Raw genomic sequence first — 26270 nt, 5'->3', positions numbered from 1 at the left:
TCAGGCGACCTGCGCCTGGGCGACCGCCTTGGCCTCCTCGGTGGAGAGCACCTTGTCGATGTCCAGGAGGAAGATGACGCGCTTCTCGGCCTTGCCCACGCCGAGGATGAACTCGGTGTCCACGGCCGAGGTGCCGAAGGAGGGCGGCGGCTCGATCTGCGGCCCGTCGATGGAGAGCACCTCGAGGACCTGGTCCACCAGGATGCCCATGGTGAGCTGCTTGTCGCCGAGCTGGCACTGGACCACGATGATGACCGTCTGGTCGGTGGCCTCGGTGCGCGGCATGGCGAACTTGAGGCGCAGGTCGATCACCGGGATGACCTTGCCGCGCAGGTTGATCACGCCGCGGATGAACTCCGGCGTGCGCGGCACCCGCGTCACCTCCATGAAGCCGATGATCTCGCGGACCTTCAGGATCTCGAGGCCGTACTCCTCCTCGGCGAGCTTGAAGGTCATGTACTTCCCGCCGAGCTGCGCCATGCCGGCGTTGACGGGGCCCTGGTCGGGGGTGACTTCGGTGGCGGTGCTCATGCGTTCTCCTGAGGCGTCGGGGTGCTGCGCTACGCCGCGCTCTTCGAGCCGGCGGGTGAGGTCTGCTGCTGGCGCGCGTACAGCTCGCGGTGGCCCTTCTCGTGGATGCCGCCGGCGATCTCGTCCACGTTGAGGATGAGCCCCACGTGCCCGTCGGCGAGGATCGCGGCCCCGGAGACGAACGGCGTCTCGGAGAGCCCCGACCCCATGCTCTTGATGACCACCTGCTGCTGCGTGACCACCTCGTCCACGAGCAGCCCGAGCCGCCGCCCGACGCCCTCGAGGACCACCACCAGCGCCTCGGTGGGCTCGCTCTTGGCGTTGGAGATGCCGAACAGCCGGTCGAGCCGGACCAGCGGCAGGATCTCGCCGCGCAGGTTGATCATCTCGTTCGCGCCGGCCAGCGACACCAGCATCGAGGGCTCGGGCTGCACCGACTCCACGATGGAGAGGGTGGGGACGATGTAGCGCTCCTCGCCGCAGGCCACGAGCATGCCGTCGATGATGGCGAGCGTGAGCGGCAGGATGATCTTGAAGGTGGTCCCCTGGCCCTTCACGGTCGAGATGACGACGCGGCCGCGCATGGCCTCCACGTTCCGCTTCACCACGTCCATGCCCACCCCGCGGCCGGAGATCTCGGTGACCTTCTTGGCGGTGGAGAAGCCGGGGGCGAAGATGAGCGCGTGGATCCGCTCGTCGGGGAGCTCCTCGCCCTCCTTGACGAGCCCCTGCGCCCTGGCCTTGCGGAGGATGGCGTCCTTGTCCAGGCCTCGGCCGTCGTCGGCCACCTCGATGCAGATGTGGCCGCCCTCGTGGTAGGCGCTGAGGCGGATGACGCACTCGGCCGGCTTGCCGGCCTTCGCGCGGTCCTCCGGCGACTCGATGCCGTGGTCGATCCCGTTGCGGATCATGTGGACGAGCGGGTCGGCGATCTGCTCGACCATGCTCCGGTCCATCTCGGTCTGCTCGCCGGTGAGGACCATGCGCACCTGCTTGCCGGCCCGCTTGCCGAGGTCGCGGACCATGCGCGCCATCTTCTGGAAGACGCCGGAGACCGGGACCATGCGCATCCGCATGCCAACGTCCTGCAGGTCGCGCGTCACCTTGGCGAGCTGGGCCAGGCAGTTGCGCACCCGCACCGACTCCACGGCGGAGATCTCGGGGGCGTTCACCACCATCGACTCGACGACCACCAGCTCGCCGATCATCTCCACCAGGCTGTCCACGCGCTCGAGATCGACCTTGATGGTCTCCTTGATGCGCACCGGCTCGGAGGACCCGCCGGCCGAGACCGGCGTGAGCGTGGGGGCGGGGGGCGGCGGGGCGACGGCCGGGGCGGGCGCCGGCGCGGCGGCGACCGGCGTCGGGGCGACCGGCGTGGGCGCGGCGACGGGCGCCGGGGCCGCGATCGGGGTCGGCACGGGGGCCGGCGTGGGGGTCGGCGCGGGCGCGGGTGCCGCGACGGGCGCCGGGGAGGGGGCCGCGGCCGGCGGCCCGTCCTCGCCGGGCGCGGCGGTCGCGGTCACGGCCTCGATCTTGGCGAGCAGGCCGGTGAGCTCCCCCGGCCGGCCGAAGGGCAGCCCCTTCTCGATGGCGGTCTGGACGTCCTCGATCATCCGGCGCATGAGCGCCGTGGCGTCGAAGACCACGTCCACCACCGGGCCCGACAGCGCCAGCGTGTGCTGCCGGCAGCAGTTGAGCATCGTCTCGGTGGTGTGGGCGAGGGCCACCACCGCCTCGAGCTCGAGGAAGCCGGCGGTGCCCTTGATGGTGTGGAACACGCGGAAGAGGGCGTTCACCGACTCGGCGTCGGCCTGCGCCTGCTCCACCTTCATGAGGATGCCGTCCACCCGGGTGAGCCCGTCCCCGCTCTCCTGCAGGAACTCGCCGAAGAGCATGACGGTCTCCTCGTCGCGCTCCACCTTCTCCACCGGGCCCGCGGCCGCGGCCGCGGCGGGCTCGGCGGGCCATTCGCCGCCCGCGAGCGCCTGCTGCAAGAGGCTGGTGGCGTCGCCGACCACGCCGAGCGCGCTGGCCCGGTCCGCGTCCTCTGCGGCGGCGGCGGCCCGGGTGAGGAGCTCGGCGCACTCCCCGGCGCGGGCGGCGATCCGGGGCTCCGGCGCGGCCACCTCGAGCTCCTGGAAGCGCGCGGCGAGCTGGGTCAGGGACTCGGGATCCATCGAGTCGGCCAGCACCACCGCCGCGGCGATCTCCTCGAGGATGACGGCCGGCGAGCGCCCACGCTCCCCCCCCTGGTTCCCGTTCTCGCCTGCGCGCGCGCTCATCTCGGCCTCTCGTGAGGGGTTCGGACGTCCGCCGGGCTGGAGAGCACGCACCGTGCCACCCTCGCGTGGCGGGGCTTGCGCGGAGGGGTGGGGGGTTGCGGCGCGGGGAGGGCGAGGCGATGCGGACCCATGAGTCGGGACCGCGCCCCAGCGCTCACGGCGCGGCGGGCGCCGGGGCGGAGGCCGGGGCCGGCGCGGCGGCCTCGGGGGAGGCCGGCGGCGCGGCGGGGCTCGCCGCCGGGGGCGGCGCCGCGGCGGGGCTCGGCGCCGGGGCGGCCGCGGGGGCCGGCGCCGGCGCGGGCGCCTCGGGGCGGCCCGAGCCCGCGGGCGGCGCCGCCGGCCCGTGCGCCGCCGGCTGGAGCCGGGCGTCGGGCGGCAGCTCCACCACCAGCTCCACCCGCCGGTTCAGCTCGCGGGCCTCGGGCGAGCCGCTCGTGTCGATGGGGTGCGTCGAGCCGAGGCCGACCGCCGACAGGAGCTCGGGCGGGACGCGGTGCGCCTCCTCGAGGTAGCCGACCACCGTCGCCGCGCGCGCGGCGGAGAGCTCCCAGTTGGTGCGGAAGCGGCCGCCCTGGGTCGGCTGGTCGTCGGTGTGCCCCTCCACGCGCAGCGGCTGGCCGAGCGGCACCAGCTCGGCGGCGATGCCGTCGAGCACCGGCAGGATCTGCGGCCGCAGCGCGGCCATCCCCGAGTCGAAGAACTCCGAGGCGGCGAGCCGGACCATGAGCCGGCGCCCGTCCACCGCCACGGTGACGTAGAGCTTCTGCCCCGGGCGCTCCATCACGTAGGCCTTGACCCGGGACTCGATGCGCCGGCGCAGGGTCTCGATGGCGCGCATCTGGTCCTGCCCGACGGCCAGCGCGCCCGCGCCGATGTTGGCCGGGCCGCCCATCGACTCGCTGGTGGCGGGGCCCTCGAAGATGGGCAGCTGCCCGACGCCGCCGGTGCCGGAGAAGTGGAGGGCCCACTGGATCGCCTTGGCGGTCTGGGCCAGCTTCTTGTTGTCCACGCGGCTCACCGAGTACATGACCACGAAGAACGCCATCAGCAGCGTCATGAAGTCGGCGTAGGAGACGAGCCAGCGCTCGTGGTTCTCGTGCTCCTCCTCGTGGTGCTTCTTCGCCATCTGGGGCTCCCGGGCCGGCTAGGCGGCCTTCTTCTCCGCCTCGCCGCCCTCGGCCTCGCCGGTGAACGCGCGGAGCTTCTCTTCGAGGACGCGGGGGTTGATGCCCTCCTGGATGGCCAGCACGCCCTCGGCGATGAGCGTCTTGCGCTCCTTCTCGACGCCGAGCTTGCGCTTGATCTTGGTGGACATGGGCAGGAAGAAGATGTTCGCGAAGCCCACGCCGTAGACGGTCGCCACGAAGGCGGTGGCGATGCCGCCGCCCAGCTTCGACGGGTCGGAGAGGTTCTCCATCACGTGGATGAGGCCGAGCACCGCGCCCAGGATGCCGATGGTCGGCGCGAAGCCGCCGGCCGACTCCCAGACCTTGGCGCCGATCGCCTCCTCGGAGAAGGCGGCCTCGATCGCGGTCTCGAGCGAGGAGCGGGTGACGTTCGGGTCGACGCCGTCCACCACGAACTGGAGCCCCTTGCGCAGGAACGGGTCCTCGACCTTGGCGAGGCGGCCCTCGAGCGCGAGCACGCCCTCCTTGCGGGCCACGCCGGCGTACTCGAGGATCTCGCGGGTCACCGCGGTGAGGTCCACCTTCTTGTCCGTGAAGGCCGCCTTGGCGAGCTTCATCCCCTTGAGGAAGTCCTTCAGCGGGAACGCGATCATCACCGCGCCGACGGTGCCGCCCATGATGATGAGGAAGGCGGTGCCCTGGACGATGGAGCCGATGTGGCCGCCCTCCAGCGCCTGGCCGCCGAGGATGCCGCCGAAGGCGATGACGATGCCGAGGATGGTCGAGAGGTCCATGGCTCAGGGCTCCGCCGGCGCGCGGCGGCCGAAGGGGAGCACGGCGGCGTCGTGCACCAGCGGCCCCCGGGCGATGGTCCGGCGGTACTCCACCGTGCGCGACACCACGTCCTCCACGGTCTCGCGCACCATGAGCCGCAGGCCAGTGGTGAGCAGCATCATGGTGTCGGGGGTGCGCTCGACGGTGAGGATGTGGTCGGCGTTGACCACGAGCTCCTGCCCGTCCAGTCGCGTGAGACAGATCATCGCGGCTCCTCTCCGGGCTCTTCGGCACGCACGGGGGAAATGCTAAGGGCCAACCCGGGTCCCCCGCGACACGGCCGGAGCCGGATCGAGGGGGGCCGGATCGGCCCTCATGCAAGCCGCTCGCCGAGGCGGCGCGCGCCTAGCGCTTCGACTGGATGAGCTCGGAGAGGAGCTGGTCGGTGGTGGTGATGGTCTTCGAGTTGGCCTCGAAGGCGCGCTGCGCCGAGATCATCCGCACGAACTGGTCGGCGAGGTCCACGTTCGACTGCTCGAGCGCGCCGGAGGTGATGGTGGCGCGTCCGCCCTGACCCGGGGTGCCGATGACCGGGGTGCCGGCCGCGAGCGTGCCGGTGAAGAGGTTGCCGCCCACGCGCGCCAGCTGGTCCTGGGCGGTGAAGCTCGCCACCGCCACCTGGCCGAGCGGCCGCGACTGGCCGTTCGAGAAGACGCCGGTGACCGTGCCGGTCGCGTCCACCTGGATCGAGGCGAGCTGGCCCGAGGCGTAGCCGTCCTGGCCGAGGAAGGTGGTGGCCGAGGCGGCCGAGAACTGGGTGATGCCGGCGAGGCCGGTGCCGCCCGCGCCGGTGGGGTCGCCGAAGTTGAAGGAGAGCGCCTGCGGGCCCGACGCGCCGGCCGGGTTGAACGAGCTCGTCTGCGTCACCGCCGTGAGCTTGCCGCTCGTGTCGAAGGAGAGCGTGCCGCTCGCGATCTCGCTCGCCGTGCCGGCGGTGCCGCCGGCCACGCCGGAGCCGTCGGTGAGGGCGTGCCAGTCCCAGGCCCCGGTGCCGGTCTTGCGGAAGAAGGCCTGCACCTGGTGGGCGGTGCCGAGCGAGTCGTACACGGTGAGGCTGGTGGAGAAGTTGGAGGTGCTGCTCGGGTCGGTCGGGTCCCAGGCGGCGGCCGGGGTGGTCGCGTCGGCCTGGAGGTTGGCCTTCACGGTGATGGCCGAGGTGGCCTTGGGGGTGGCCGAGGCGTTGCCGACGAGCAGGTCGGAGGAGCTGGAGGTGATCTGCCCGCTCTGGTCGGCCAGGAAGCCCTGCACCTTCAGGCCCTGGAGGTTCACCATGTAGCCGTCCTTGTCCACGGTGAACTGGCCGGCGCGCGAGTAGAACGTGCCGGTCTGGCCGCCCTGCGAGCCCTTCAGCACGAACATGCCGTTGCCCTGGAGCGCGAGGTCGGTCGAGACCCCGGTGCTGGTGAGGGCGCCCTGCATGAACATCTTCTGGATGCCGGAGAGGCGCGAGCCGAGGCCGGTCTCGGTGCCGCCGACGCTGCTCGAGAGCACGTCCTCGAAGGCGGCCCGGCCGGCCTTGAAGCCGACGGTGTTGGAGTTGGCGATGTTGTCGCTCACCACCGAGAGCTCGGCGGAGGCCGACTGCATCCCGCTGGTCCCGGCGTTCATGGAGGAGAGGAGGCTCATGGGGTTGCCCTTTCTTTCGCGTCGGAGTTCCGGGCTAGGCGCCCGCGTTCGTGGAGGTTGCCTGGTGCTGATCGATCTCGAGGACGTCGGAGAGCGGCACCTTGCGGCCGCCCACGAGGAGCAGCGCCGCGCCGTTCTCGTAGCGGACGCCGGTGACCGTCCCGGTGGACCGCTCCGTCACGCCCACCTTGTCGCCGTTGGCCTTGTAGGCGCTCACCGCGATCTTGTAGTCGCCGGCCGGGAGGGCCTGGGCGTCGTCGTCCCGCCCGTCCCAGCTCACGGCGAGGTCGCCGGCCTGGCGCGCCCCGAGCTGGATGGTCCGCACCACCTTGCCGCTGGCGTTGGTGATGACCGCCGAGACCTTGTCGGCCGAGTCGGCGAGCGAGGCCTGGACCTGCGCCGCCTGGCCGGGGACGAGCGTCACGCCGTCGGTGTTGAAGAGGACGTCCTTGCCCACCATCGAGGCGAAGGACATCTGGTTCCCGGAGTTCTGGGCGAGCAGCAGGTTGCCGAGCTGGTCGTTCACGTTCTGCAGCTGCTCCACGCTCGAGAACTGCGCCATCTGCGCGACGAAGGCCTGGTTGTCCACCGGCTGCGTCGGGTCCTGGTTCTGGAGCTGCGCCAGCATGAGCTTCAGGAAGTCGTCCTTCCCGAGGGTGCTCTTGCCGGTGGTCGTCGCGGTGGTGCCCGCGATGTTGGCGGTCGAGTTGACGGCGGAGGTGTCCATCGGGGCTCCTTAAGCCTTCACGTGCAGCGTGCCGAGAGAGGAGGTGGAGGGCGCGGCGGCGGGACCGGCCGGGACGGAGGCGGGCTGCGGCGCCGGGCGGCGCGGCTCCGGGCGCTCCTCCGGATCCGGGGCCTGGCGGCCGCCCCGATCCGCGCTCGCGAAGGCGTCGGAGCCGCCCTGGGGCGCGGCGCGCGGCGCCTCGGAGACGGCGTGCGTCACGTCCACGCGGCCGAGGGAGAGCCCCTCGGCGGCGAGGGCGCGGGAGAGCTCGGGGGCGCGGTCGGCCATCGCGCGCGCGGCCTCGCCGTCGAGCCGGAGGTGGGCCACGCCGTCGCGCACCCGCAGGTGGAGCGAGACGTCGCCGAGGTCGGGCGACTCGATGCGGAGGTGGGCGGCGTTCTTCAGCACGGCGCCCTGCACCTGGTCCTCCGCCGGCGCCTCGACGGGGCGGGGCGGCGCCGCCGCGGCCGGCGCGGCGGCGCGGGTGGCGCGCTCGGGCTCCGGGACCGGCGCGGGGAGCGCGGCCGTCGCCGGCGCCGCGGCGGCGGCGGCGCTCGCCGGGGCCTCGCGCCGCTTCTCGCCGGGCTCCCGCTCCGCCGGCTTGTCCCCCGCGGCCTGGGGGTGGGCCGGCGGGGCCGCGAGCCGGGTCGGCTGCGGGACGGGCACGCCCGGGGCGGCCGCGGCCGGCGACGACGCCTCGGCGCTGGCGGCGGCCTTGCGGGCCGGGGCGGGCGCGCCCCTCCGGGCGTCCTCCGGGCGCGCCGCGTCGAAGGCGCGCGGTCCGGCCTCGGGATCGTCGGCGCGCTGGCCGCGCGCGGGCGCGGCGCGCGCCGCCCCGGCCGCCTTCGGCCCCTCGGCGGCTCCCGCCGCGGCCTCGCGCGCGCCGGCGGCGGCCGCGGCGACCTCGGTCGCGCTGCCGGTCCCAGGGGCCGCCGGGCGACGGGCCGCCGGGGCCGGGCCCGGGGCGGCGGGGCGGGGCGCGGCGGCGAGCGCGGCGGCCTGCGCCGCCGCCGTCGACGAGGCGAGCGGGTCCGGCGCGGCGGCGCCGGCGGTGTCGGGCGAACGGCGGCGCTCGGCGTCGGCGGCCCGGCGGGGGCCGGGGCCGCTCGCGGCGGGGGCGTCGGCGCGACGCTCGGCGAGCGCGCCGGGGCGGGCGGAGGGGAGGGCCCGCGTCGCCTGGCCGGCCTGGGCCGCGAGGGCGGCGGCCGCCCCGGTCGCGGTCGCGGCGGCGGCGGCCGGCTTCCCCGCTGCGGCGAGGAGGGCCGCGAAGCCGGTCGCGGCGGCGTGCCCGGCCTTGGCGCCGGGGGCGCGGCCGCGGGCGGCCTGGGCGGCGGCGCCGCCGGGCAGGAGCGGGGAAGGGGTGACGCTCATCTCGTGGCTCCGGGCTGGTTGGCGGCCATGGAGCGGATGAGCTCCGCGGCGCGCTCGGTGCTCATCCGATCGAGGACGGGGCCGGCCTCGGCCGGCTTCATGTGGCGCAGGAGCTCGACCGCGAGGGGGCGGTCGAGCTTGGCGATGACCCCGGCCGCCTGCTCCGGCTTCATCACCTTGAGGGTCTTCGCGAGCACCTCGGGCGGGACGGTCGGGGCGGCGGCGGCGCAGGTGGCGCCGTGGCCGACCAGGGTCTCGAGCCGCGCGGTCTCGTCGCGGAGGGCCGCGCGGGCCTGCGCGATCTCGGCGGCGGTCCGGTCGAGGCGGGCGCGCTCCGCGGCGAGCGCCTCGCGCTCGGCCCCGGCCCTGGCCTGCCCGGCGCGCGTCTGGCGGAGCTCGTCGAGCAGCGCCCGGGCGGTGAGGGAGTAGGGGATGTCCTGCTCGGCGGCGCGGGCGGCCGCCTCGCGCGCGATGGCCGCGTCGGTCCCGAACCGCTTCTGGGCGTCGCCGCCCTTGGCGGCGGCGGCCGCCGAGGGGGCCACGACGGGCGCGACGGGGGGCGGCGCCGCCGGGCCGTGCCCCTCCGCGAGGGCGAGCCGGGCGGGGGCCGCCGGGAGCAGCGCCAGGAGCGCGAAGGCGAGCGCGCGGCCGGTCACGCGGCCTCCGGGGCGATCCCGAGCGCGGCGCGGAGCTGCGCGCGGGCGTCGTCGATGGCGGTCCGCTCCGCCGGGGCCTGCTTCAGGAAGGCCTCGATGGCCGGCAGGCAGCGGAGCGCGCGGTCCACCCGCGGGTTCGAGCCCGCGACGTAGGCGCCCACCTCGACGAGGTCGGCCGACTCGCGCCAGGCCGAGAGCACCTCGCGGGCCTGCCGCGCCAGCTCGCGGTGGCGCTCGTCCACGACGTCGTTCATGACGCGCGAGATGCTCGCGAGGACGTCCACGGCCGGGAAGTGGCCCGCCTCGGCGAGCTTGCGCGAGAGGACCACGTGGCCGTCGAGCGTCGCCTTGGCGGCGTCCACGATCGGATCGGCCTGGTCGTCGCCCTCGGCGAGCACCGAGTAGAAGGCGGTGATGCTCCCCGCGCCGCCGTCGTTCCCGGCGCGCTCCACCAGCCGCGGCAGGAGCGCGAAGGCGGAGGGCGGGTAGCCCTTGGTGGTCGGCGGCTCCCCGGCCGCGAGCCCGATCTCGCGCTGCGCCTGGCAGATGCGCGAGAGCGAGTCCACGAGCAGGAGCACCTTCTGGCCCCGCGCCCGGAAGTGCTCGGCGACCGCGGTCGCGACCATGCCGGCCCGGAGCCGCCGGAGCGGCGACTCGTCGCTCGTCGCCACCACCACCACCGAGCGGGCGAGCCCGGTGCCGAGGTCTCGCTCGATGAAGTCCCGCACCTCGCGCCCGCGCTCGCCCACCAGCCCGACCACCACCACGTCGGCGGAGGCGGAGCGGGCCAGCATGCCCAGCAGCACGCTCTTGCCCACGCCCGGACCGGCGAGCACCGCGAGCCGCTGCCCCTCGCCGACGGTGAGGAAGGCGTCGATGGAGCGGATGCCGAGCGGCAGCGGGTCGAGGACCCGGCGCCGCTCCATGGAGGAGGGCGGGCTGCGGTGGAGCTTCACCCGGCCGCGCAGGATGGGGACCGGGCCGCCGTCGATGGGGTGCAGCGCGCTGTCCACCACCCGGCCGAGGAGCGCCTCGCCCACCGGGATCTCGCCGGCGCTGGCGCGCGGCGTCACCACGCAGCCCTCGCCGATGCCCTGGATGTCGCCGAGCGGCATGAGCCGCGCGGTCTGGCCGGCGAAGCCCACCACCTCGGCCTGCACCAGCGCGCCGTCGGCCGCCCGGATCTCGCAGCCGGTGCCGACCGGGACGCGCGGCAGCGAGGCCTCGATGACGAGGCCGGTGGCCCGCACCACCGTGCCGGTGAGCGGCAGCGGGTCGGCGTCGGCGAGGGCCCGGCGGAGGGCGTCGAGGTCGTGGAGGCTCACGCGGCGCCGCCTCCCTCGAGCGCGCCGTCCACCGCCCGCCGCACCTCGGCGAGCCGCGTGGCGAGCCGCCCGTCCACCCGGCCGTAGTCGGTCTCGACGACGCAGTCGCCGCGGGCGAGCTCCGGGTCGGGCACGATCTCGACCCGCGCCGTGGCGACGCCCATCGCCTCGCGCCCGGCCTCCGACTGGAGCAGGGCGGCGTCCTCGGGGCAGGCGCGCAGGGCGATCTGGCGGGAGTCGCCGGCGCGCCGGAGGGCCGAGCGGACCAGCGCGAACAGGGGCTCCGGGCTCTGGCGCACCTCGGCCTCGAGGATGCGGGCCGCCACCTGGAAGCCGATCTCCAGCGCGTCGGCGCGGGCCTGCTCGGCGAGCCGCTCCGACTGGAGCTTCAGGAGCTGGACGGCCTGCGCCACCCGCTCCATCGCCTCGCGCCGGATCTCGGCGAGGTCGGCGGCGGAGGGGCCTGGCGGCGGCGGGGGCGGGGGCGGCGGCTCCTGCGGCTCCTGCAGCCGGGCCTGGCGGAGCGGCAGCGGCGCGCGGGCGAGGTGGGCGACGAACGGCGCGGGCTCGACCGCGCGCTCCTCGGGGACCGAGGAGAGGAAGCCGGGACGGCGGAGCGCGCCTGGAGGGGGAGGGGCCATGGCGTGAGCCTCAGAGCATCTTCTCGCCGGCGCCGACGATGGTGATCCGGTTCTGGGCGGCGAGGTCCTGCGCCAGCTTGGCGATCTCCGACTGCGCCGCCTCCACCGTGGCCAGCTTGACCGGGCCCATCGCGGCGAGGTCGTCCTGGAACATCTCGGCCGCGCGCGAGGAGAGGTTGCCCATGAACTTCTGCTTGATCTCGGGGGTGGCCCCCTTGAGCGCCACGGCCAGCTTCTTCATGTCGATCTCCCGCAGCAGCGTCTGGAGATCCCGGTCGGCGAGGTTGCGCAGGTCCTCGAAGGTGAAGAGGCTGCCGCGCAGCTCGCCGGCGAGCCCGCCGTCGTCGCGCTCGATCTCGGCGAGCACCGCGCCCTGCTGCGAGACGGGGACGAAGCGCAGGATCTCGAGGGCGGTCTTCTTGCCGTCCACCTTGCGCATGCCGCCGGCCACCAGCGCCTTGAGCTCGGCCGAGAGGGCCTGGCCCACCTCGCGCAGCACCTCGGGCGCCACCGACTCGATGGTCGCCATGCGCCGGAGCACCTCGGGCCGCTTCTTCTCGGGCAGCCGCTCCAGCACGCCGGCGGCGCGCCAGGGCTCGAGCGAGGAGAGGACGAGCGCCATGGTCTGGGCGCCCTCGCGCTGCAGCACCATCGCGAGCGCCTCGGGGTCGGCCTGCGACACCGGGCCGAGCACCTCGTCGGGCGGGGGCGGCGGCATGATGCCGTCGAAGGCCCGCCGGGCGGCGTCCGCGCCCACCGCGCGCGTCGCCACCTCGCGCAGCACGTCGTCGCCGGCGGCCGCCTCGCCGCCCACCTTCTCCATGGACTGGCAGAAGCTGCCGAGCGCGTCGGGCACCGCCTCGTCGCCGCGCTTGCGCAGCTCCTTGGCGCCGAGCGCGATGCGGCGCAGCTCCGCCTCCGTGAACTGCCGGAAGAGGGTGATGGCGATGTCGGGCCCGAGCCCGAGGAGCACCGCGGCGGCCTTGACCCACTGCGGCGAGACCACCTCGACCGGCGCGGGGGGCGGGCCGGGGCGGCCGCGGGGCGCGCTCTCAGCTTCTGGCATTGTTGCTGCCCTCGTTCTGGATCCAGGCGCGCAGGATGAGCGCCGCCTTGGCCGGGTCCTGCGTCACGAGCGCCTTGGCCCGATCCCGCATGCCGCTCGCCGGGTCGGGGAGGCGCGGCATGCCGGCGGCGCCGGCGTCCATCAGCGCGGCGTCGGCGGCGAGCGCCGCCTCGAGCTGCGCCACGGTGGCGCCCGGCGGGAAGGCCGGGGCCGCCGGCCCCTTCTTGCGCAGCGCCAGGAGGAGGACCGCCGCGAGGACCACGGCCGCGGCCACGGCGCCCCCGGCGAGGAGCACGCCGCGCTTCGCCTCCGCCGGCGCGCCCGCCGCGGCGCCGGCCTGCTCGTCGGCGCGGGTGAACGGGGAGGAGGAGATGTCGAGCTCGTCGCCGCGGGCGGCGTCGAAGCCGACCGCCCGCTTGGCGAGCTCTCCGAGCCGCTGCACCTCGGCGTCCGGGCGGGGCTTGCCGCCGACCCCGTCGAGCAGCACCGCGACCGAGATGCGCTTCACGCGCGGAGCGCGGGTGACGGTGGTGGTGCTGGTGCGCGAGACGTCGTAGTTCTTCACGTCGTCCTGCATGGTCGAGCTGCCGTTCTGGCCGGTGGCGGTCGCCGCCGGGGCGCCGGGCTGGTTGCCGGCCGCGCCGGCCACCCCGCCGGGCGTGGCGCTCGACTGGCTCTGGCTCTGCAGCACGTGCCGCTCGTTGCGCAGCGCGGTGGCGTCGGGGTCCACCTTCTCGGCGCTGGTCTGGACCTCGGAGGCGTCCACCGAGGCGGTCACGCGGGCCACCACGGCGCCCGGGCCCACCGCCTGCTCGAGGAGCTCCGTCACCCGCTGCTGCAGGTCGTGCTCGACGCGGCGCTGGAAGCCGTCGGCCTCGCCCCAGGCGCCCTCGCTCGAGAGGACGTTGCCGCGGCCGTCGATGACCGAGACGCTCCCCGGCGCGAGCCCCGGCACCGCCGAGGCGGTGAGGTGGCGGATCCCGGCCACCTCGCGCTCCTCCAGCGCCCGGCCCGGCTGCAGCGTGAGCACCACCGCGGCGGAGGCCTTGCGGTCCTCGTCGCGGAAGAGCCCCTTCTCCGGCAGGGTGATGTGCACGCGGGCGGCGCGCACCGAGCCGAGCTTGCCGATGGTGCGGGCGAGCTCGCCCTCGATGGCGCGGCGCAGGTTCACCTTCTGGGTGAACTCGGAGACGCCGAGGTCGCCCTTGTCGAAGATCTCGAAGCCCACCCCGCCGCCGCGCGGCAGCCCCTGCGCGGCGAGCAGGAGGCGCGCGTCGTAGACCTTGGCGGCCGGGACCGCCAGCGCGCTGCCGCCGGCCTCGAGCCGGTAGGGGACGCCGGCGGTCTTGAGGAGCGCGGCGGCGTCGCCGGAGTCCTCGGCGGTGAGGTTGGTGAAGGCGTACTGCCAGGTCTCGCCCTGGGCCACGCTGTAGGCCACCGCGCCCAGGATGGCCGCGGCGAGCCCCACGATGACGAGCGCGCGGAACGCGCCCGGCAGGGCGGCGAACCGCTGGGGCAGCTGGCGGAGGGAGGAGAGGAGCTGGTCCATGGACGGAGGGCCCCTACACGCTCATCCGCATGACTTCCTGGTAGGCCTCGACCACCTTGGTGCGCACCTTGGTGAGGACGCGCATGCCGATGTCGGCCTTCTCCAGCGAGAGGGCGAGCTCGTGCAGGTTGCCCTCGCCCATGGCCGCCTTGCGGGCCTGCTCGTCGGCCTCGACCTGCAGGGCGTCCACCTTCCCGACCGCCTGGCCGAGGGCGTCGGCGAACGAGGCGCCCTTCGCGGCCGGGGCGGCGGAGGCGGCCCCGGGCTCGAGGATCTGGAGGTCGGCGGTGACGGGGCGGATGGGCGTGGACATGTCGCTCACCGGGTGATGTCGAGGGCGCGCTGCGCCATCGTCTTGAGGGTGTCGATGGCGGTGGCGTTGGCGTCGTAGGTGCGCGACGCCGACATGAGGTTCACCACCTCGTGGATCGGGTTCACGTTGGGCAGCGTCACGAAGCCCTGCGGGTCGGCGTCCGGGTGCGACGGACTGTAGACGCGCTTGCCGGGCGTCGGGTCGGCGGCGACGCGCGCCACGCGGACGCCGGCCGGGGCCGCGCCCGCCGCCTGGTCGGCCTGCCCGAGGGCGGCCTCGAACGGCACCGACTCCATCACCGGGTCGAGGCGGCGGTAGGGCTTGCCGTCGGGCCCGCGCGTCGTCTCGGCGTTGGCGAGGTTCGACGCCGCGAGGTTGACGCGGGTGCGCTCGGCCGCCAGGCCCGAGCCGCTGATCTTGAGCGCGGAGAGGAAGTCCATGGGTGTCCCTAGGCGGCGCCGTCGGAGGCGGCGTAGCGGAGGATGGCGAGCTTCTTCTGGGCGGCCTTGGCCGCCGCGCCGTACTGGATGGCGTTCTCGGCCACGGCGGCGAGCGTGCGGTCCACGTCCACCGAGTTGCCGTCGAGGCCGGCCCCGGCCTGGTCCGGCGCGGCCACGAGCGGCGCTGGGCCGCCGAGGCTCGAGGCGGTGAGGGGCAGGTCGCCCTCGCGCGTCGCGCCGGCCGGCTGCGCCAGGGCGCCCTCCATCATCTTGGCGAAGTCCACGTCCTTCGGCGCGAAGCCGGGCGTGTCGGCGTTGGCGAGGTTCGAGGCGAGGACGTTCTGACGCACGAGGCGCGCGTCGAGGGCGCGCTCCAGCGTCATCAAAGTGGCGTCGAACAGCTTCATGCCCGCTCTCCATGCGAGCCGCGTGCCCGCGCCGAAGCGAGCAGGTGCGCCGGCTGGAGCGCGGCGCGGCACGGCGCGCCCGGCACGATCGGCCGGGCGGCCGGGACGGCCTCGTCCGGGAGCGGCTCCCCGGCGAGCCGCCAGGCCCGCAGCTTGTTCCGCAGCGTGCGGAGCCCGATGCCGAGGAGGCGGGCGGCGTGGGTGCGGTTCCCACCGGTGCGGCGGAGCGCCTCGGTGATGGCGAGCCGCTCCAGGGCGGCGAGCTCGAGCGGCAGCCCCGCCGGCACGCCGGCCGCGGCGGGCTCGGCGGGCAGGGGGCGCGGCGCCGCCGGGCGCGCCGGGCCGAGGCCGAGGTGGGCGCGCTCGAGGAGCGGCCCGCGGCAGCGCACCAGGGCGCGCTCGAGCAGGTTCTTGAGCTCGCGGACGTTCCCGGGCAGCCCGGTCGCCGAGAGCGCCGCGAGGGCGTCGGGCGAGAGCAGCGGCGCGGGCCGGCCGAGCGCGGCCGCGCCCTCGGCGACGAGCGCCACGGCGAGCGGGGAGAGGTCCTCGGGCCGCTCGCGGAGCGGCGGGATGACCACCGGGAAGACGTTGAGCCGGTAGTAGAGGTCGGACCGGAACCGGCCCGCCGCGACCATCTCGGCGAGATCGCGGTTGCTGGTGGCGATGATCCGGACGTCCACCGGGACCGGCCGCGCGCCGCCCACCCGGTCGATCTCGCGCTCCTGGATGGCCCGCAGGAGCTTCGCCTGCAGCCCGAGCGGCAGCTCGGAGATCTCGTCGAGGAGCAGGGTGCCGCCGCTGGCCTGCTCGAAGCGGCCGGCGCGGCGCTGCTCGGCGCCGGTGAAGGCGCCGCGCTCGTGGCCGAAGAGCTCGCTCTCGAGCAGCTCGGCCGGGAGCGCCGCGCAGTTGACGGCAACCCAGGGGCCGGCGGCGCGCGACGAGAGCGCGTGGACGTGCCGCGCGAGCACCTCCTTGCCGGTGCCGCTCTCGCCCAGCAGGAGCACGGTGGTGGGCGTGGGGGCCACGTCGGCCAGGGCGGCCAGCACCTCGCGCATGGCGGGGCCGCGGGCGATGGGGGCCGCGGCGGCGGCGCGGGCCGGGAGGGGGGAGGGGGTCATCGGCGATCTCCGTTCAGCTTCAGCGCGCGGGCCTTCGAGGCGGTGGCGGCGGCGGTGGCGAGCTCCGGGGCGACGCCGGCGGCCGGGTCGCGGAGCTGCGTGGGCAGGACCCCGGGGCGCTGCTCGATCCCCTCGACCACCTTCGCCCAGCGCGGGTCGGGGTGGAGCTTGCCCTTGTTGTGGGCCCGCACGAACTCGACGACCACCGAGGCCCGGGCGCGGTCGTTGCCCTGCAGGTAGAGCTCGGCCTGCCGAAGCAGGTGGGCCGGGAGCTGCGCCGCGGGCACCTGCTCCGAGATCGAGCCGAGCACGCTCGCGCCGAAGACCGGGGCGCCGGAGTCGGCCGCGCGCTCGGCCGCGGCCCGGGCGAGGTCGAGGGCCAGCGGCCCGTGCCGCCGGTCGGGCAGCTCCATCCAGAGCGAGAGCGCCTCGGAGCCGGCCGGGAGCGGGAGCCGGAGGGCGCTGAGGAGCGTCTCCCGGCAGAAGGCCGGCGAGCGCCGGCAGGCGCCGTGCGCGTCCACGATCTCCGGGGAGAGCTGGCGCGCCGCGCCCAGGGGATCGCCCAGGATCGCGCGGAGCCGCGCGCCGCGCAGCAGCACGTCGGCGTGGGCCGAGGACGGCAGCCCGTCGGAGCGCTGGAAGTCCTGCATGATGGGGCTCCCGAAGCAGTCGGGGTCGAGCTCGCAGAGCCGCGAGCCGGCCAGCCGGCCCACCACCGGGTGGGCGCGCGCGGCCTGCCAGTGCCGCACCGCCTCGGCCGGGCGGTTCGCCTCGAGCTCGAGGTCCCCGAGCCGGAGCTCGGCCAGGCTGGCTTCCGGGGTGCCGAGCGCGGCGCGGAACGCGGCGAGCGCCTTGTCGTCGGCGCCGCGCGCGAAGGCGCACTCGCCGCGGCCGGCGGGGGTGGAGCCGGGGCAGGGAGCGCCCATCCCGAGCTCGGCGGGGTCGAGCGCGACGCGCGGCGGCCGGGCCCGGCCGTCCCACGGCAGGACCCGCAGCTCGCGCAGGTCGAGCGTCTCGGCCTGCCGCGGACCGGAGATCGCGGCGGAGACGAGGTGGGTGCGGCAGCGCAGGACCACGGCGGCCGGCTCCTCGGTCAGGGAGGGGCAGGCGATGCGCGACGTGGCCCGGAGCGCGGCGGCGACCCGCGCCACCTCGGCCGGCGCCACCTCGAGCCGCACCGTCGCGCTCGAGGCGTCCACGTCGAGGGTGGGGCGCCGCTTCAGCGCCGGCAGCCGCAGCCGCTCGATGGAGGAGACGCTGTCGAGCTGGAACGGCGGCTCGGCCGTGGACGGGAAGCGCCCCGGCGCCGCGGCGAGGAGCGTCAGGATTGCGACGAAGGGAGCCACGCCGCCCCACGACTGCAACCGCCGTGCTCACGCGCCGGAGCGGGGGCTTGTCCAGGCGCGACGCGGGGAATCCCGCGCCCGGCCGGAGCCGGGACGCGCGAGCGCACCCCCGCGGCAGGGAAGGGAGCGCTCCGGCGCGCCGGGGGCCGCTCCGGTTCCCCGGGGCGCCCCCGCGGCGAGCGGACGGCGTCGGGGCGGGCCCCTCAGACCGGGCGGTTGCGCCGGCGGAGCTTCTCGACGAGCGTGGTGCGCTGCAGGCCGAGCAGATCGGCGGCGGCCTTCTTGTTTCCGCCGGTTCGGGCGAGCGCGGCCTCGATGTAGCCGTCCTCGATCCGGCGCAGCATCGCCGGGAGATCGACCGGCCCGTCCTCGAGGTTCGGCGCGCCGCCCAGGGCCGCGGCCGCCGGCTCCTCCCGCTCGCAGAAGACCCGCCGGAGCTCCTCGTTGACCTCCGCGGGCTCGAGCGCCACCGGCTCCCGGCGCGCTGGGACCGCGACGGCGCCCGCGGGCCGGAGGTGGTGCGGAAGATCCGCGACCCGGATCGACGACCCCTCGGAGCAGACCGCGAGCCGCTCGACCAGGTTCTCGAGCTCGCGGACGTTCCCGGGCCAGTCGTGGCCCTGGAGGAGTTGCAGCACCGCCGGCTCGACCGGGCGGGTCTCGCCGCGCGCCGACCAGAAGTGGGCGAACAGGTGCGGGATGTCGCCGCGGCGCTCGCGGAGCGGCAGCACCTCCACCGGGCAGACCAGGAGCCGGTAGTAGAGGTCGCGGCGGAAGTGGCCCGCCTCCACCTCGGCGGCGAGGTCGCGGTTGGTCGCGGCGACGAGCCGGAAGTTGGCGGGCACCGACTCGGCGCTGCCGACCGGCTCGTAGCTGCGCTCCTGGAGGACCCGCAGGAGCTTGACCTGCAGCGAGAGCGGCAGCTCGCCGATCTCGTCGAGGAACAGGGTGCCGCCGTCGGCGGCGGCGACGCGGCCGCGCCGGTTGCCGATGGCGCCGGTGAAGGCGCCCTTCACGTGGCCGAAGAGCTCGCTCTCGAGGAGGGCCTCGGGGATGGCGCCGCAGTTCACCGGGATGAGCGGCTTGGCGGCGCGCGCGCTGCCCTCGTGGATGAGCCGCGCGATGACCTCCTTGCCGGTGCCGGTCTCGCCGGTGATGAGGACCGTGGCCTCGCTCGCGGCGATCCGGGCGCAGGCCCGGAACAGCTCGACCATCGGAGAATCGGGCGCGTGGACGAGCTGGGTGCGGGCGTGCTGGGCGAGCTGCGAAGCGGCCATGGTCTCCCTCCGGCGCGCGGGATGTCCCCGCGACGTCCCCCCCCTTTAGCAAAGAGGGAGCCAATCCGTCACAGGAGTGACGTTCAGGAACTCCGAGGGGTTGTTGACGCCGTTCGCGTGACGCGAGGCGAGTCCCATGCGACCCGGGGTCGCCAGATCCGGTCCGAAGGACGTCAGCCAAGTCCGCGATGTACCTGGAGTTTGGGACGCACGGATGTGCGGCGGAGTGGTCGCGCTGGCGCTCTGTCGGGGGCGCTGCCGGATTCCTGGCGACAGGGGCCGCGATCCTCGCCCGAAGGGAGCAGCTCCGGGGCGCAGGAAACTGGCGCGTGACTCGACTGGGGGGTAGTTCTGCTCGGCAGGAACCTTGCACCCTTTCGAGGATCGTGACCCGAGACCCGTCCATCCCCTGGCTCGAACCGTCCGGCTCCTCGAGCGCCCTGGTGGACGAGCTGCCGGTGGGGCTGTTCCGGCTCGACGCCGCCGGCGCCGTGAGCTGGTCGAACCTGGCGGCGCGCGACCTCCTGCGCGGCCCGGGGGGCGACGAGGTCGCGGCGTCGCTGCCGGCGGTGGCGCGCCGCGCGGCCGAGCTCGGGCGCACCGCGGAGCATCGCCTGGCCACCGCGGCGGGCGAGCTCAGGCTCCTCGTCGCTCCCGAGGAGGACGGCTTCACCGCCGTGCTCTCGCGCGACGCCATGGAGCGCGCGCGCGAGCAGGCCCGGGCGCTCCGCGCCATGCTCGCGGGCGTGGCCTCGGGGCCGGGGCCGCTCGAGGCGGCCACGCGCGGCCTCGAGGCGCTCGGCCACGCGCTGCCCGACACCCAGTTCGTCCTCTACGGCCGCGAGGGGGGCCGGCTCGTGGTCCTCGCCCGGGCCGCGCGCCCGGCGCCGCCCCAGCTCGCCGGCGAGGGCGTCTCCCCGGAGGAGCTGGCCGAGCGCGCCATCCAGGCGCGGCAGCCCATCCACGTGGCGCGGATCGTCCGCGCGCCGGGGCGGGGAGCGCCGGGCCGCCGCGGCCAGGTGGCCGGCTCCCTGGCGCTGCCGGTGCTGGCCGGGCGGGAGCTGGTCGGGGCCATCTACGCCCACGGGCCGATGCTGGCCGAGGGCGACCTGCGGCTCGTGCAGGGGTTCGCCGACGCGGCCGGCTCGCTCCTGGGGCGGGCTCGCGGCGAGCTCGCGCTCGAGGCCGAGCGGAGCGCCCGCGCCGCCTCGGAGGCGGCGGCCCGGCGCGCCCGCGAGGTGGCGGTCCAGCGCGAGGGGCTCGCCACCCTGGGCCAGCTCGTCGCCTGCATCGCCCACGAGATCAACAACCCGCTCGCCGCGCTCCGCTCCAACCTGCGCGGGCTGGCGTCCGGCTTCGAGATCCTCTGCGGCCTCGCGGCGGAGAAGGAGGCCCGGCTGGCGGGGGAGGGCGCGCGCCCGGGGCCCGACCTCACCGAGCTCGCGGGCGAGCTGCGCGAGATGATGGACGACAGCCTCGCCGGCCTGGACCGCATGTCGGGCATCATCCAGACGCTCAAGAGCATGGCCCGCCGCAGCCCGGGGCAGCCGACCGCTTTCGATCCCGGCGTGCCGGTGCAGGAGGCGGTCGCCGTCTTCCGTGGCGCGCGCGGCAGCGACGTCCTGCTCGAGCTCGAGCTCGAGCCCCGGCTCCCGGAGGTGCTCGGTCTGCCCGGCGCGCTCGCGCAGGTGACCATCAACCTGCTCGAGAACGCGGTGGACGCGATGCAGGGGCGCGGGCGCGTCGAGGTGCGGGCCCGGGTCGAGGGGCCCGCGGTGCGGGTCGAGGTCGCCGACGAGGGGCACGGGATCCCGGCCGACGCGGCGCCGCAGATCTTCGACCCCTGGTTCACCACCAAGCCGGTGGGGAAGGGGACCGGGCTCGGGCTCTACATCTGCAAGGAGATCGTGGAGCAGATGGGCGGCCGGATCGGCTTCGACACCGGCCCCGGCGGCACCACCTTCCGCGTGGACCTGCCGATCGCCCCCGGCGCGCGTCCGCGCCAACCTTGACAGTCGTTCCGGGCGGCGGCTATGCAGGTGCCTCCGCCATGGTCGATCGTTCGCTCAATATGACGGATGCCCGGGCCGCGGCGCGCGCGGCCTTCGTGGCGCCCGAGACGAAGGTCCTGACCCTGCCGGGGGAGCTCCCCCTGGAGATGGGCGGAACGCTCCCCGAGGTCCAGGTGGCCTACCGGACCTGGGGGACCCTCGACCGCGACGGCGCCAACGCGGTGGTCGTCTGCCACGCCCTCACCGGCTCGGCCGACGCCGACCGCTGGTGGACGAAGATGTTCGGTCCCGGCCGCGCCTTCGACCCCGAGCGCGACTTCGTGCTCTGCTCCAACATCCTCGGGAGCTGCTACGGCACCACCGGGCCGGCCTCGATCGACCCCCGGACCGGCGCGCCCTACCTCGGCGACTTCCCCCTCGTCAGCATCCGCGACATGGTGCGCGTCCAGCGCGAGCTCTGCCGCGCGCTCGGCGTCACCCGGGTGAGGCTGGTGGTGGGCGGCTCGCTCGGCGGCATGCAGACGCTGGAGTGGGCGCTCTCGTACCCCGAGCTCGTGGACGCCTTCGCCTTCATCGCCAGCTCGGCGCGCCACTCCGCCTGGTGCATCGGCCTCTCGGAGGCGCAGCGCCAGGCGATCTACGCCGACCCGCGCTGGCGCGGCGGGCGCTACGACCCGGCCGATCCGCCCCTCGCCGGCCTCGCGGCGGCGCGCATGATGGCGATGTGCACCTACCGGAGCCGCGACAGCTTCGAGCAGCGCTTCGCGCGCCGGCCGCAGACCGCCGGCACCTACGCGGTCGAGAGCTACCTGCGCTACCAGGGCCAGCAGCTCGTGGATCGCTTCGACGCCGCGAGCTACGTGGCGCTCACGCGGGCCATGGACACGCACGACGTGTCGCGCGGCCGGGGCGAGTACGAGGAGGTGCTGCGCGGGCTGCGCAAGCCGGCGCTCGTGGTCTCGATCGACACCGACGTGCTCTACCTGCCCGAGGAGCAGCGGGAGGTGGCGGAGCTGGTGCCGGGCGCGCGGTTCGAGCGGATCGAGTCGCCCCACGGCCACGACGCCTTCCTCATCGACGTGGAGCGGCTCGACCGGATGGTGGCCGACTTCCGGGGCCGCGCGCCGCGCGCCGAGGCCTCCGCGGCGCGCCGGGGCGGGGCCGACGGCGCGGCCGCCGCCGGGCGCGAGGAGGTGAGCCTCTTCGTCCTCGGGAAGGGCAAGGTGGGCTCGCAGCTCCTCGCGCAGCTGGCCGAGCAGCGCGCCGGCTTCGAGCGCGACTACGACGTGACGCTCCGGGTCGTCGGCCTGGCCGACAGCCGCCGCACCCTGTTCGAGCCCGAGGGAGTGGGGCTCGAGGGCTGGCGGGCGGCGCTCGCGGCCGAGCCCGAGGCGGGCCCGTTCGACCTCGCCCGCGGCGCCCCGCTGCTCGAGCGGCTCGGCCGGCTGCCGCACCCCGTGCTCGTGGACCTCACCGCCGCCGACGGCATGGAGGCGGTCTACGCCGAGGCCTTCCGGCGCGGCGTGGACGTGGTCTCGGCCAACAAGCGGCCGCTGGCCACCCGGCAGCCCGCGCGCGACGAGCTCCTCGCGGTGCAGCGGCGGCACCACCGGCGCTGGTCGCACGAGGCGACCGTGGGCGCGAGCCTGCCGCTCATCGGGACCCTCGCCGGGCTGCGCCACGCCGGCGATCGGCTCCTCTCGCTGGAGGGCGCGCTCTCCGGGACGCTCGGCCACGTCTGCGGCGAGCTCATGAAGGGGGCGCCGCTCTCGCTCGCGGTCCGCTGGGCCCGCGAGCTCGGGTACACCGAGGCCGACCCGCGGGACGACCTCTCCGGCCTCGATGCCGCCCGCAAGGCGGTGATCCTGGCCCGCGAGCTGGGGCTCGCCGCCGAGCTCGACGAGGTGGAGCGCGAGCCGCTCGTCCCCGCGGACCTCCTCTCCCGGCCCGGCGACCTCCTGCAGGCGCTGCGCTGGTACGACCCCTTCATGGAGGAGCGGGTCGCGGCGCTCCGGGGCGAGCGCCGGGCGCTGCGCTACCTCGCCCGCATCGACGTCGAGGGCGGGCGCGCGCGCATCCGGGTGGGGCCGGCGGCCGTCGGGCCGGAGCACCTCGCGAGCCGCCTGCGCGGCGTGGAGGCGTACGTGGCCTGCCACACCGAGCGCTACCAGGAGCATCCGCTCCTGGTGCAGGGGGCGGGCGTCGGCGCGGTAAGCACGGCGGGCGGCGTGCTGGCCGAGCTGTTCCGGCTGTCGCAGGGGCACGGGGCGCGGTGACGGGGGGCAGGTTGCGTCGAGCCGGGTAACGTGATAACGGTTCTCATTATCGCGTCCGCTCCGAGGCCGGGGCGCGCGGGGAAGAGAACCGATGATCGTCTGCGTCTGCCGCGCCGTCTCCGACCGCCTGATCCACGAGCTCGCCGCCCAGGGGCTGTCACCCGAGCAGGTGATGGCCCGGACCGGCGCCGGGAGCTGCTGCGGGGCCTGCCGCCCGACGGTGAGCCGGCTCGTGCAGCTGGCGCGTCCGGCGGCCCACGCCGAGCGGGCCCGGCCCGAGCAGGTCCGGCCCCTCGACGCCGCGTGAGGGTGCGGCGCGCCGCCGGTCGCCCGGCTAGGTGAGGACGGCCGGCCCGGCGCCGGCGCTCTCGCCACCCGGAGGCCGCATGAAGGGCGATCCCCGCGTCATCGACCTGCTGAACCAGGTCCTCACGAACGAGCTCACCGCCATCAACCAGTACTTCCTGCACGCGCGCATGTGCGAGAACTGGGGCTACGAGCGGCTCTGGAAGAAGATCCGCCACGAGTCGATCGACGAGATGAAGCACGCCGACGCGCTCATCGAGCGGCTCCTCTTCCTCGAGGGGCTGCCCAACCTGCAGCGGCTCGAGAAGATCAACGTCGGCGAGACGGTGCCGGAGCAGCTCAAGCTCGACCTCGAGCTCGAGCGGACCGCCATCCCGGTGCTGAACCACGGCATCGAGCTCTGCCGGCAGGTGGGGGACAACGGCACCGCCGACCTGCTCGAGGACCTGCTCGAGAGCGAGGAGGAGCACGCCAACTGGCTCGAGGCGCAGCTCACGCTCATCGACCAGGTGGGCGCGCAGAACTACCTCGCCCAGCAGGTGAAGGAGGACGAGGACTGAGGCCGGGCCGCGCCGCTCGCTACCCCGCCGCGACGCCGTACTTCTTGAGCTTGCCCTGCAGCGTGGTGGGCTTGAGGTCGAGCAGCGCGGCCGCCCCCCCGGGCCCGTAGACCCGCCCGCCGCAGGCGGCGAGGGCGCGGCCGAGCAGGACCCGCATCTCGTCCTCGAAGCGGCCGGGCGCGGACGGCTCCGGCGCGGCCGGGGCCGCGGGGGGCGCGCCGAGCCTTCGCCCGGTGAGCTCGGGCAGGGTGAGCGCGTTGCCGGGCGACAGGATGAGCGCCCGCTGCAGCGTGTTCTCGAGCTCGCGCACGTTGCCGGGCCAGTCGTGCGCCTCGAGCGCCCGCCAGACCGCCTCCGGCACCTCCGGCGCCCGCCGGTGCATGAGCGCCGCCTGCCGCTCGAGGAAGTAGCGCGAGAGCGCGCGCAGCTCCTCGCGCCGCGCCCGCAGGGGCGGCAGCTCCACCGGGAAGACCGCGAGCCGGTAGTAGAGGTCCTGGCGGAACGCGCCCTCGGCCACCATCCCCTCGAGGTCGCGGTTGGTGGCGGCGACCACCCGGACGTCCACCTTCACCGGGTCCCCGCCGCCGACGCGCTGCACCTCGCGCTCCTGGAGCACGCGCAGGAGCCGCACCTGCACCGACGGCGGGGCGTCGCCCACCTCGTCGAGGAAGATGGTGCCGCCCTCGGCCTGCTCGAACTTGCCCGCCTTCCGCCGCACCGCGCCGGTGAAGGCCCCCTTCTCGTGGCCGAAGAGCTCGCTCTCGATCAGGTTCTCCGGGACGGCGCCCAGGTTCACCACCACGAACGGCGCGTTGAACCGCGGCGAGAGGTCGTGGACCAGCCGCGCGAGCCCCTCCTTGCCGGTGCCGGTCTCGCCGCGCACGAGCACGGTGGTGTCGGAGGGCGCGGCGAGGCGGACGCGCTCCACCACGGCGCGCATGGGCGCGCTCTCGGCGATGTAGCGGGTGTCGCGCTTGATCTGCCGGATCTCCTCCTTGAGGAGGGCGTTCTCGCGCCCCAGCAGCCGGTTGAGCCGCTGCACCTCCTCCACCATCAGGCTGTTGTGCAGCGCGATGGCGACGAGGTGCGCCACCTGCCGCGCGACCTGGAAGCAGCAGGCGAGCAGCCCCTCCGCCGGCGGGTGCGCGATGTCGAGCGTGCCGAGGAGCTGGTCCTCGAACACCAGCGGGAACGAGACGAGCGAGCCGTAGCCGAGCCGGGCCAGCTCCGGCTCCTCGCGGTAGCGGGGGCGCGCGGCGTCGATGGGATCGACGACGAGCGGGCGGCGGTCGGCGAGGGCGCGCCCCGAGGCGGAGCCCGCGAGCTCGAACACGGTCCCGGGCTGCCCGGGGTGGCGCGGATCGCTCACCAGCGCCACCTGGGCGAGGTGCTCCTGCGGGCCGATCCGGTTGATCGAGACGCGGGTCTGGCCGAAGTGGCGGTTGAGGAGGGCGCCGGTCCGCTCGAGGACCGAGGCGAGGTCCACCGTCGAGAGCACCGCCTCGATCGCCTCCTCCACGATCTGCTGGTGGGGGTCGTGGGCGGGGGCGGCCGGGACGGGGGAGGGCAGGACGGGCAGGGGCATCGGATCGGGACTAACGAAATGCGGGTGGCCTTGTCAAAACATCGCGATCCGCACCGGAATTTCGGTGTCGCACCCGAATGTCGGTGCGCCTTCCACCGAAAAGGCGGTGGGGCGATCGCGCGCACGCAGGTCAACGACTGGAATTCCGGGAGGTTGGCTGCTTGGCAAGCGAGTTGCTCTAGGGCAAGGGCATGGACGCCATCGAGACCCTGATGCAGGAGCACCGACTCATCGAGAGCGCGATCGACGCCCTCGCCGCCTACGCCGACGAGCTCCGCCGGCGCCAGGCCGTGGGGACCGCCGAGGACCGGGCCGAGCTCGGCCGCTTCGTCGCGTTCGTCCGCGAGTTCGCCGACGCCCATCACCACGGCAAGGAGGAGGACATCCTCTTCGCCGCGATGGTCGAGGCCGGCTTCCCGCGCCACGCCGGCCCCATCGCCGTGATGCTGATGGAGCACGACGAGGGGCGCCGCCAGATCGCCGTCCTGAAGGGGCTCGTCGAGCAGCAGGCCCCCTGGACGGACCTCGACCGGGCCCGCCTCGTCGAGGCCGCCGGCGGGTACGCCCAGCTCCTGCACAACCACATCCACAAGGAGGACGCCATCCTCTACCCCATGGCCGAGCAGCGGCTCGCCCCGGCCGCCCTGGACGCCGTCTCCGCCGCCTGCGAGCGCTACGAGGTCGAGAAGGGCGCCTCCGGCCGCCCCGCCGAGCTCGCGAAGAGCGCCGAGGCGCTCGTGGCCCGCCACGCCCCGGCCCGCGCCGCCTGCGGCGCTGGCGCCGGTCCCCGGTTCCCCGTGTCCGGCGGCTGCTGCTAGCCCGCCGTCCCGCCCACCCCCTCCCTCCTCCCTCCCACGCGGCGCTGCCTCGCTCCTCCGACGGCGAGGTGGCG

25 protein-coding genes are annotated in these 26270 nt (G+C 75.5%); 5 read left to right on the top strand and 20 right to left on the bottom strand.

Annotated features, from left to right (window positions below; translation table 11 throughout):
- The 19 genes from AMPC_RS05595 to AMPC_RS05505 all read right to left on the bottom strand — a co-directional run bounded on the left by AMPC_RS05595 (nucleotide 1) and on the right by AMPC_RS05505 (nucleotide 18639).
- Nucleotides 1-531: a chemotaxis protein CheW gene (locus tag AMPC_RS05595; protein WP_248345046.1), complete on the bottom strand. Its 531-nt coding sequence runs from the start codon at nucleotides 529-531 to the stop codon at nucleotides 1-3.
- A 29-nt stretch (nucleotides 532-560) separates the two neighbouring features.
- Nucleotides 561-2816 (bottom strand): chemotaxis protein CheA, encoded by a 2256-nt coding sequence (locus AMPC_RS05590; RefSeq protein ID WP_248345044.1) that lies wholly within the window; start codon nucleotides 2814-2816, stop codon nucleotides 561-563.
- A 154-nt stretch (nucleotides 2817-2970) separates the two neighbouring features.
- On the bottom strand, nucleotides 2971-3942 hold the full coding sequence (locus AMPC_RS05585; protein WP_248345042.1) for an OmpA/MotB family protein: 972 nt from the start codon (nucleotides 3940-3942) through the stop codon (nucleotides 2971-2973).
- An 18-nt stretch (nucleotides 3943-3960) separates the two neighbouring features.
- Complete coding sequence (locus tag AMPC_RS05580; RefSeq protein ID WP_248345041.1) at nucleotides 3961-4737, bottom strand: flagellar motor protein; 777 nt, start codon at nucleotides 4735-4737, stop codon at nucleotides 3961-3963.
- 3 nt (nucleotides 4738-4740) lie between these two features.
- Nucleotides 4741-4983, bottom strand: a complete 243-nt coding sequence (locus AMPC_RS05575; protein ID WP_248345039.1) for a flagellar FlbD family protein — start codon at nucleotides 4981-4983, stop codon at nucleotides 4741-4743.
- Nucleotides 4984-5122: 139 nt separating this feature from the next.
- Nucleotides 5123-6403 (bottom strand): flagellar hook protein FlgE, encoded by a 1281-nt coding sequence (locus AMPC_RS05570; RefSeq protein ID WP_248345037.1) that lies wholly within the window; start codon nucleotides 6401-6403, stop codon nucleotides 5123-5125.
- 34 nt (nucleotides 6404-6437) lie between these two features.
- Nucleotides 6438-7130 (bottom strand): flagellar hook assembly protein FlgD, encoded by a 693-nt coding sequence (locus AMPC_RS05565; RefSeq protein WP_248345035.1) that lies wholly within the window; start codon nucleotides 7128-7130, stop codon nucleotides 6438-6440.
- Between the two features lie 9 nt (nucleotides 7131-7139).
- Nucleotides 7140-8501: a flagellar hook-length control protein FliK gene (locus AMPC_RS05560; protein ID WP_248345033.1), complete on the bottom strand. Its 1362-nt coding sequence runs from the start codon at nucleotides 8499-8501 to the stop codon at nucleotides 7140-7142.
- Nucleotides 8498-9157: a magnesium transporter MgtE N-terminal domain-containing protein gene (locus tag AMPC_RS05555; RefSeq protein ID WP_248345031.1), complete on the bottom strand. Its 660-nt coding sequence runs from the start codon at nucleotides 9155-9157 to the stop codon at nucleotides 8498-8500. Before AMPC_RS05555 ends, AMPC_RS05560 begins: the two co-directional genes overlap by 4 nt.
- Nucleotides 9154-10482 (bottom strand): FliI/YscN family ATPase, encoded by a 1329-nt coding sequence (locus AMPC_RS05550; RefSeq protein ID WP_248345029.1) that lies wholly within the window; start codon nucleotides 10480-10482, stop codon nucleotides 9154-9156. The genes AMPC_RS05555 and AMPC_RS05550 overlap by 4 nt, the downstream gene beginning before the upstream one ends.
- Entirely contained in the window at nucleotides 10479-11123 is a 645-nt protein-coding gene (locus tag AMPC_RS05545) for a FliH/SctL family protein (protein WP_248345027.1), read from the bottom strand. Before AMPC_RS05545 ends, AMPC_RS05550 begins: the two co-directional genes overlap by 4 nt.
- 10 nt (nucleotides 11124-11133) lie before the next feature.
- On the bottom strand, nucleotides 11134-12189 hold the full coding sequence (locus AMPC_RS05540; RefSeq protein ID WP_248345025.1) for a flagellar motor switch protein FliG: 1056 nt from the start codon (nucleotides 12187-12189) through the stop codon (nucleotides 11134-11136).
- Nucleotides 12176-13738 (bottom strand): flagellar basal-body MS-ring/collar protein FliF, encoded by a 1563-nt coding sequence (fliF, locus tag AMPC_RS05535; protein WP_248345023.1) that lies wholly within the window; start codon nucleotides 13736-13738, stop codon nucleotides 12176-12178. Before fliF ends, AMPC_RS05540 begins: the two co-directional genes overlap by 14 nt.
- Before the next feature lie 13 nt (nucleotides 13739-13751).
- Entirely contained in the window at nucleotides 13752-14051 is a 300-nt protein-coding gene (fliE, locus tag AMPC_RS05530) for a flagellar hook-basal body complex protein FliE (RefSeq protein ID WP_248345021.1), read from the bottom strand.
- A gap of 5 nt (nucleotides 14052-14056) precedes the next feature.
- Nucleotides 14057-14491 (bottom strand): flagellar basal body rod protein FlgC, encoded by a 435-nt coding sequence (gene flgC / locus AMPC_RS05525; protein ID WP_248345019.1) that lies wholly within the window; start codon nucleotides 14489-14491, stop codon nucleotides 14057-14059.
- Between the two features lie 8 nt (nucleotides 14492-14499).
- Nucleotides 14500-14898 (bottom strand): flagellar basal body rod protein FlgB, encoded by a 399-nt coding sequence (flgB, locus tag AMPC_RS05520; RefSeq protein ID WP_248345018.1) that lies wholly within the window; start codon nucleotides 14896-14898, stop codon nucleotides 14500-14502.
- Nucleotides 14895-16016: a sigma-54 interaction domain-containing protein gene (locus tag AMPC_RS05515; protein ID WP_248345016.1), complete on the bottom strand. Its 1122-nt coding sequence runs from the start codon at nucleotides 16014-16016 to the stop codon at nucleotides 14895-14897. Before AMPC_RS05515 ends, flgB begins: the two co-directional genes overlap by 4 nt.
- A complete protein-coding gene (locus tag AMPC_RS05510) occupies nucleotides 16013-17362 on the bottom strand; it encodes a hypothetical protein (RefSeq protein ID WP_248345014.1) in 1350 nt (449 codons plus the stop codon). The genes AMPC_RS05515 and AMPC_RS05510 overlap by 4 nt, the downstream gene beginning before the upstream one ends.
- Nucleotides 17363-17565: 203 nt before the next feature.
- A complete protein-coding gene (locus AMPC_RS05505; protein WP_248345012.1) occupies nucleotides 17566-18639 on the bottom strand; it encodes a sigma-54 interaction domain-containing protein in 1074 nt (357 codons plus the stop codon).
- A 386-nt stretch (nucleotides 18640-19025) separates the two neighbouring features.
- On the opposite strand from AMPC_RS05505, the gene AMPC_RS05500 reads away from it, so the two are divergent.
- From AMPC_RS05500 to bfr, 4 genes are all read left to right on the top strand, one after another.
- Nucleotides 19026-20651, top strand: coding sequence for a sensor histidine kinase (locus AMPC_RS05500; RefSeq protein WP_248345010.1), 1626 nt, complete (start codon nucleotides 19026-19028; stop codon nucleotides 20649-20651).
- 59 nt (nucleotides 20652-20710) lie between these two features.
- The gene (gene metX, locus AMPC_RS05495; RefSeq protein WP_248345008.1) at nucleotides 20711-22927 is read left to right on the top strand and encodes a homoserine O-acetyltransferase MetX; all 2217 of its coding nucleotides are present in this window, start codon (nucleotides 20711-20713) and stop codon (nucleotides 22925-22927) included.
- Between the two features lie 91 nt (nucleotides 22928-23018).
- Nucleotides 23019-23234, top strand: coding sequence for a (2Fe-2S)-binding protein (locus AMPC_RS05490; RefSeq protein WP_248345006.1), 216 nt, complete (start codon nucleotides 23019-23021; stop codon nucleotides 23232-23234).
- 79 nt (nucleotides 23235-23313) lie between these two features.
- Nucleotides 23314-23793: a bacterioferritin gene (bfr, locus tag AMPC_RS05485; RefSeq protein ID WP_248345004.1), complete on the top strand. Its 480-nt coding sequence runs from the start codon at nucleotides 23314-23316 to the stop codon at nucleotides 23791-23793.
- A gap of 19 nt (nucleotides 23794-23812) precedes the next feature.
- Here bfr and AMPC_RS05480 read toward each other — a convergent pair whose 3' ends face one another.
- Nucleotides 23813-25378: a sigma 54-interacting transcriptional regulator gene (locus AMPC_RS05480; RefSeq protein WP_248345002.1), complete on the bottom strand. Its 1566-nt coding sequence runs from the start codon at nucleotides 25376-25378 to the stop codon at nucleotides 23813-23815.
- Nucleotides 25379-25569: 191 nt separating this feature from the next.
- On the opposite strand from AMPC_RS05480, the gene AMPC_RS05475 reads away from it, so the two are divergent.
- Nucleotides 25570-26196 carry a hemerythrin domain-containing protein gene (locus AMPC_RS05475; protein ID WP_248344999.1) on the top strand — a complete coding sequence of 209 codons (627 nt, stop codon included), beginning with the start codon at nucleotides 25570-25572 and terminating at the stop codon, nucleotides 26194-26196.
- Nucleotides 26197-26270: the final 74 nt, after the last annotated feature.

Source organism: Anaeromyxobacter paludicola (genome assembly GCF_023169965.1).
Classification (GTDB): Bacteria; Myxococcota; Myxococcia; order Myxococcales; family Anaeromyxobacteraceae; genus Anaeromyxobacter_B; species Anaeromyxobacter_B paludicola.
This window is presented reverse-complemented; position numbering and strand designations above follow the sequence as displayed.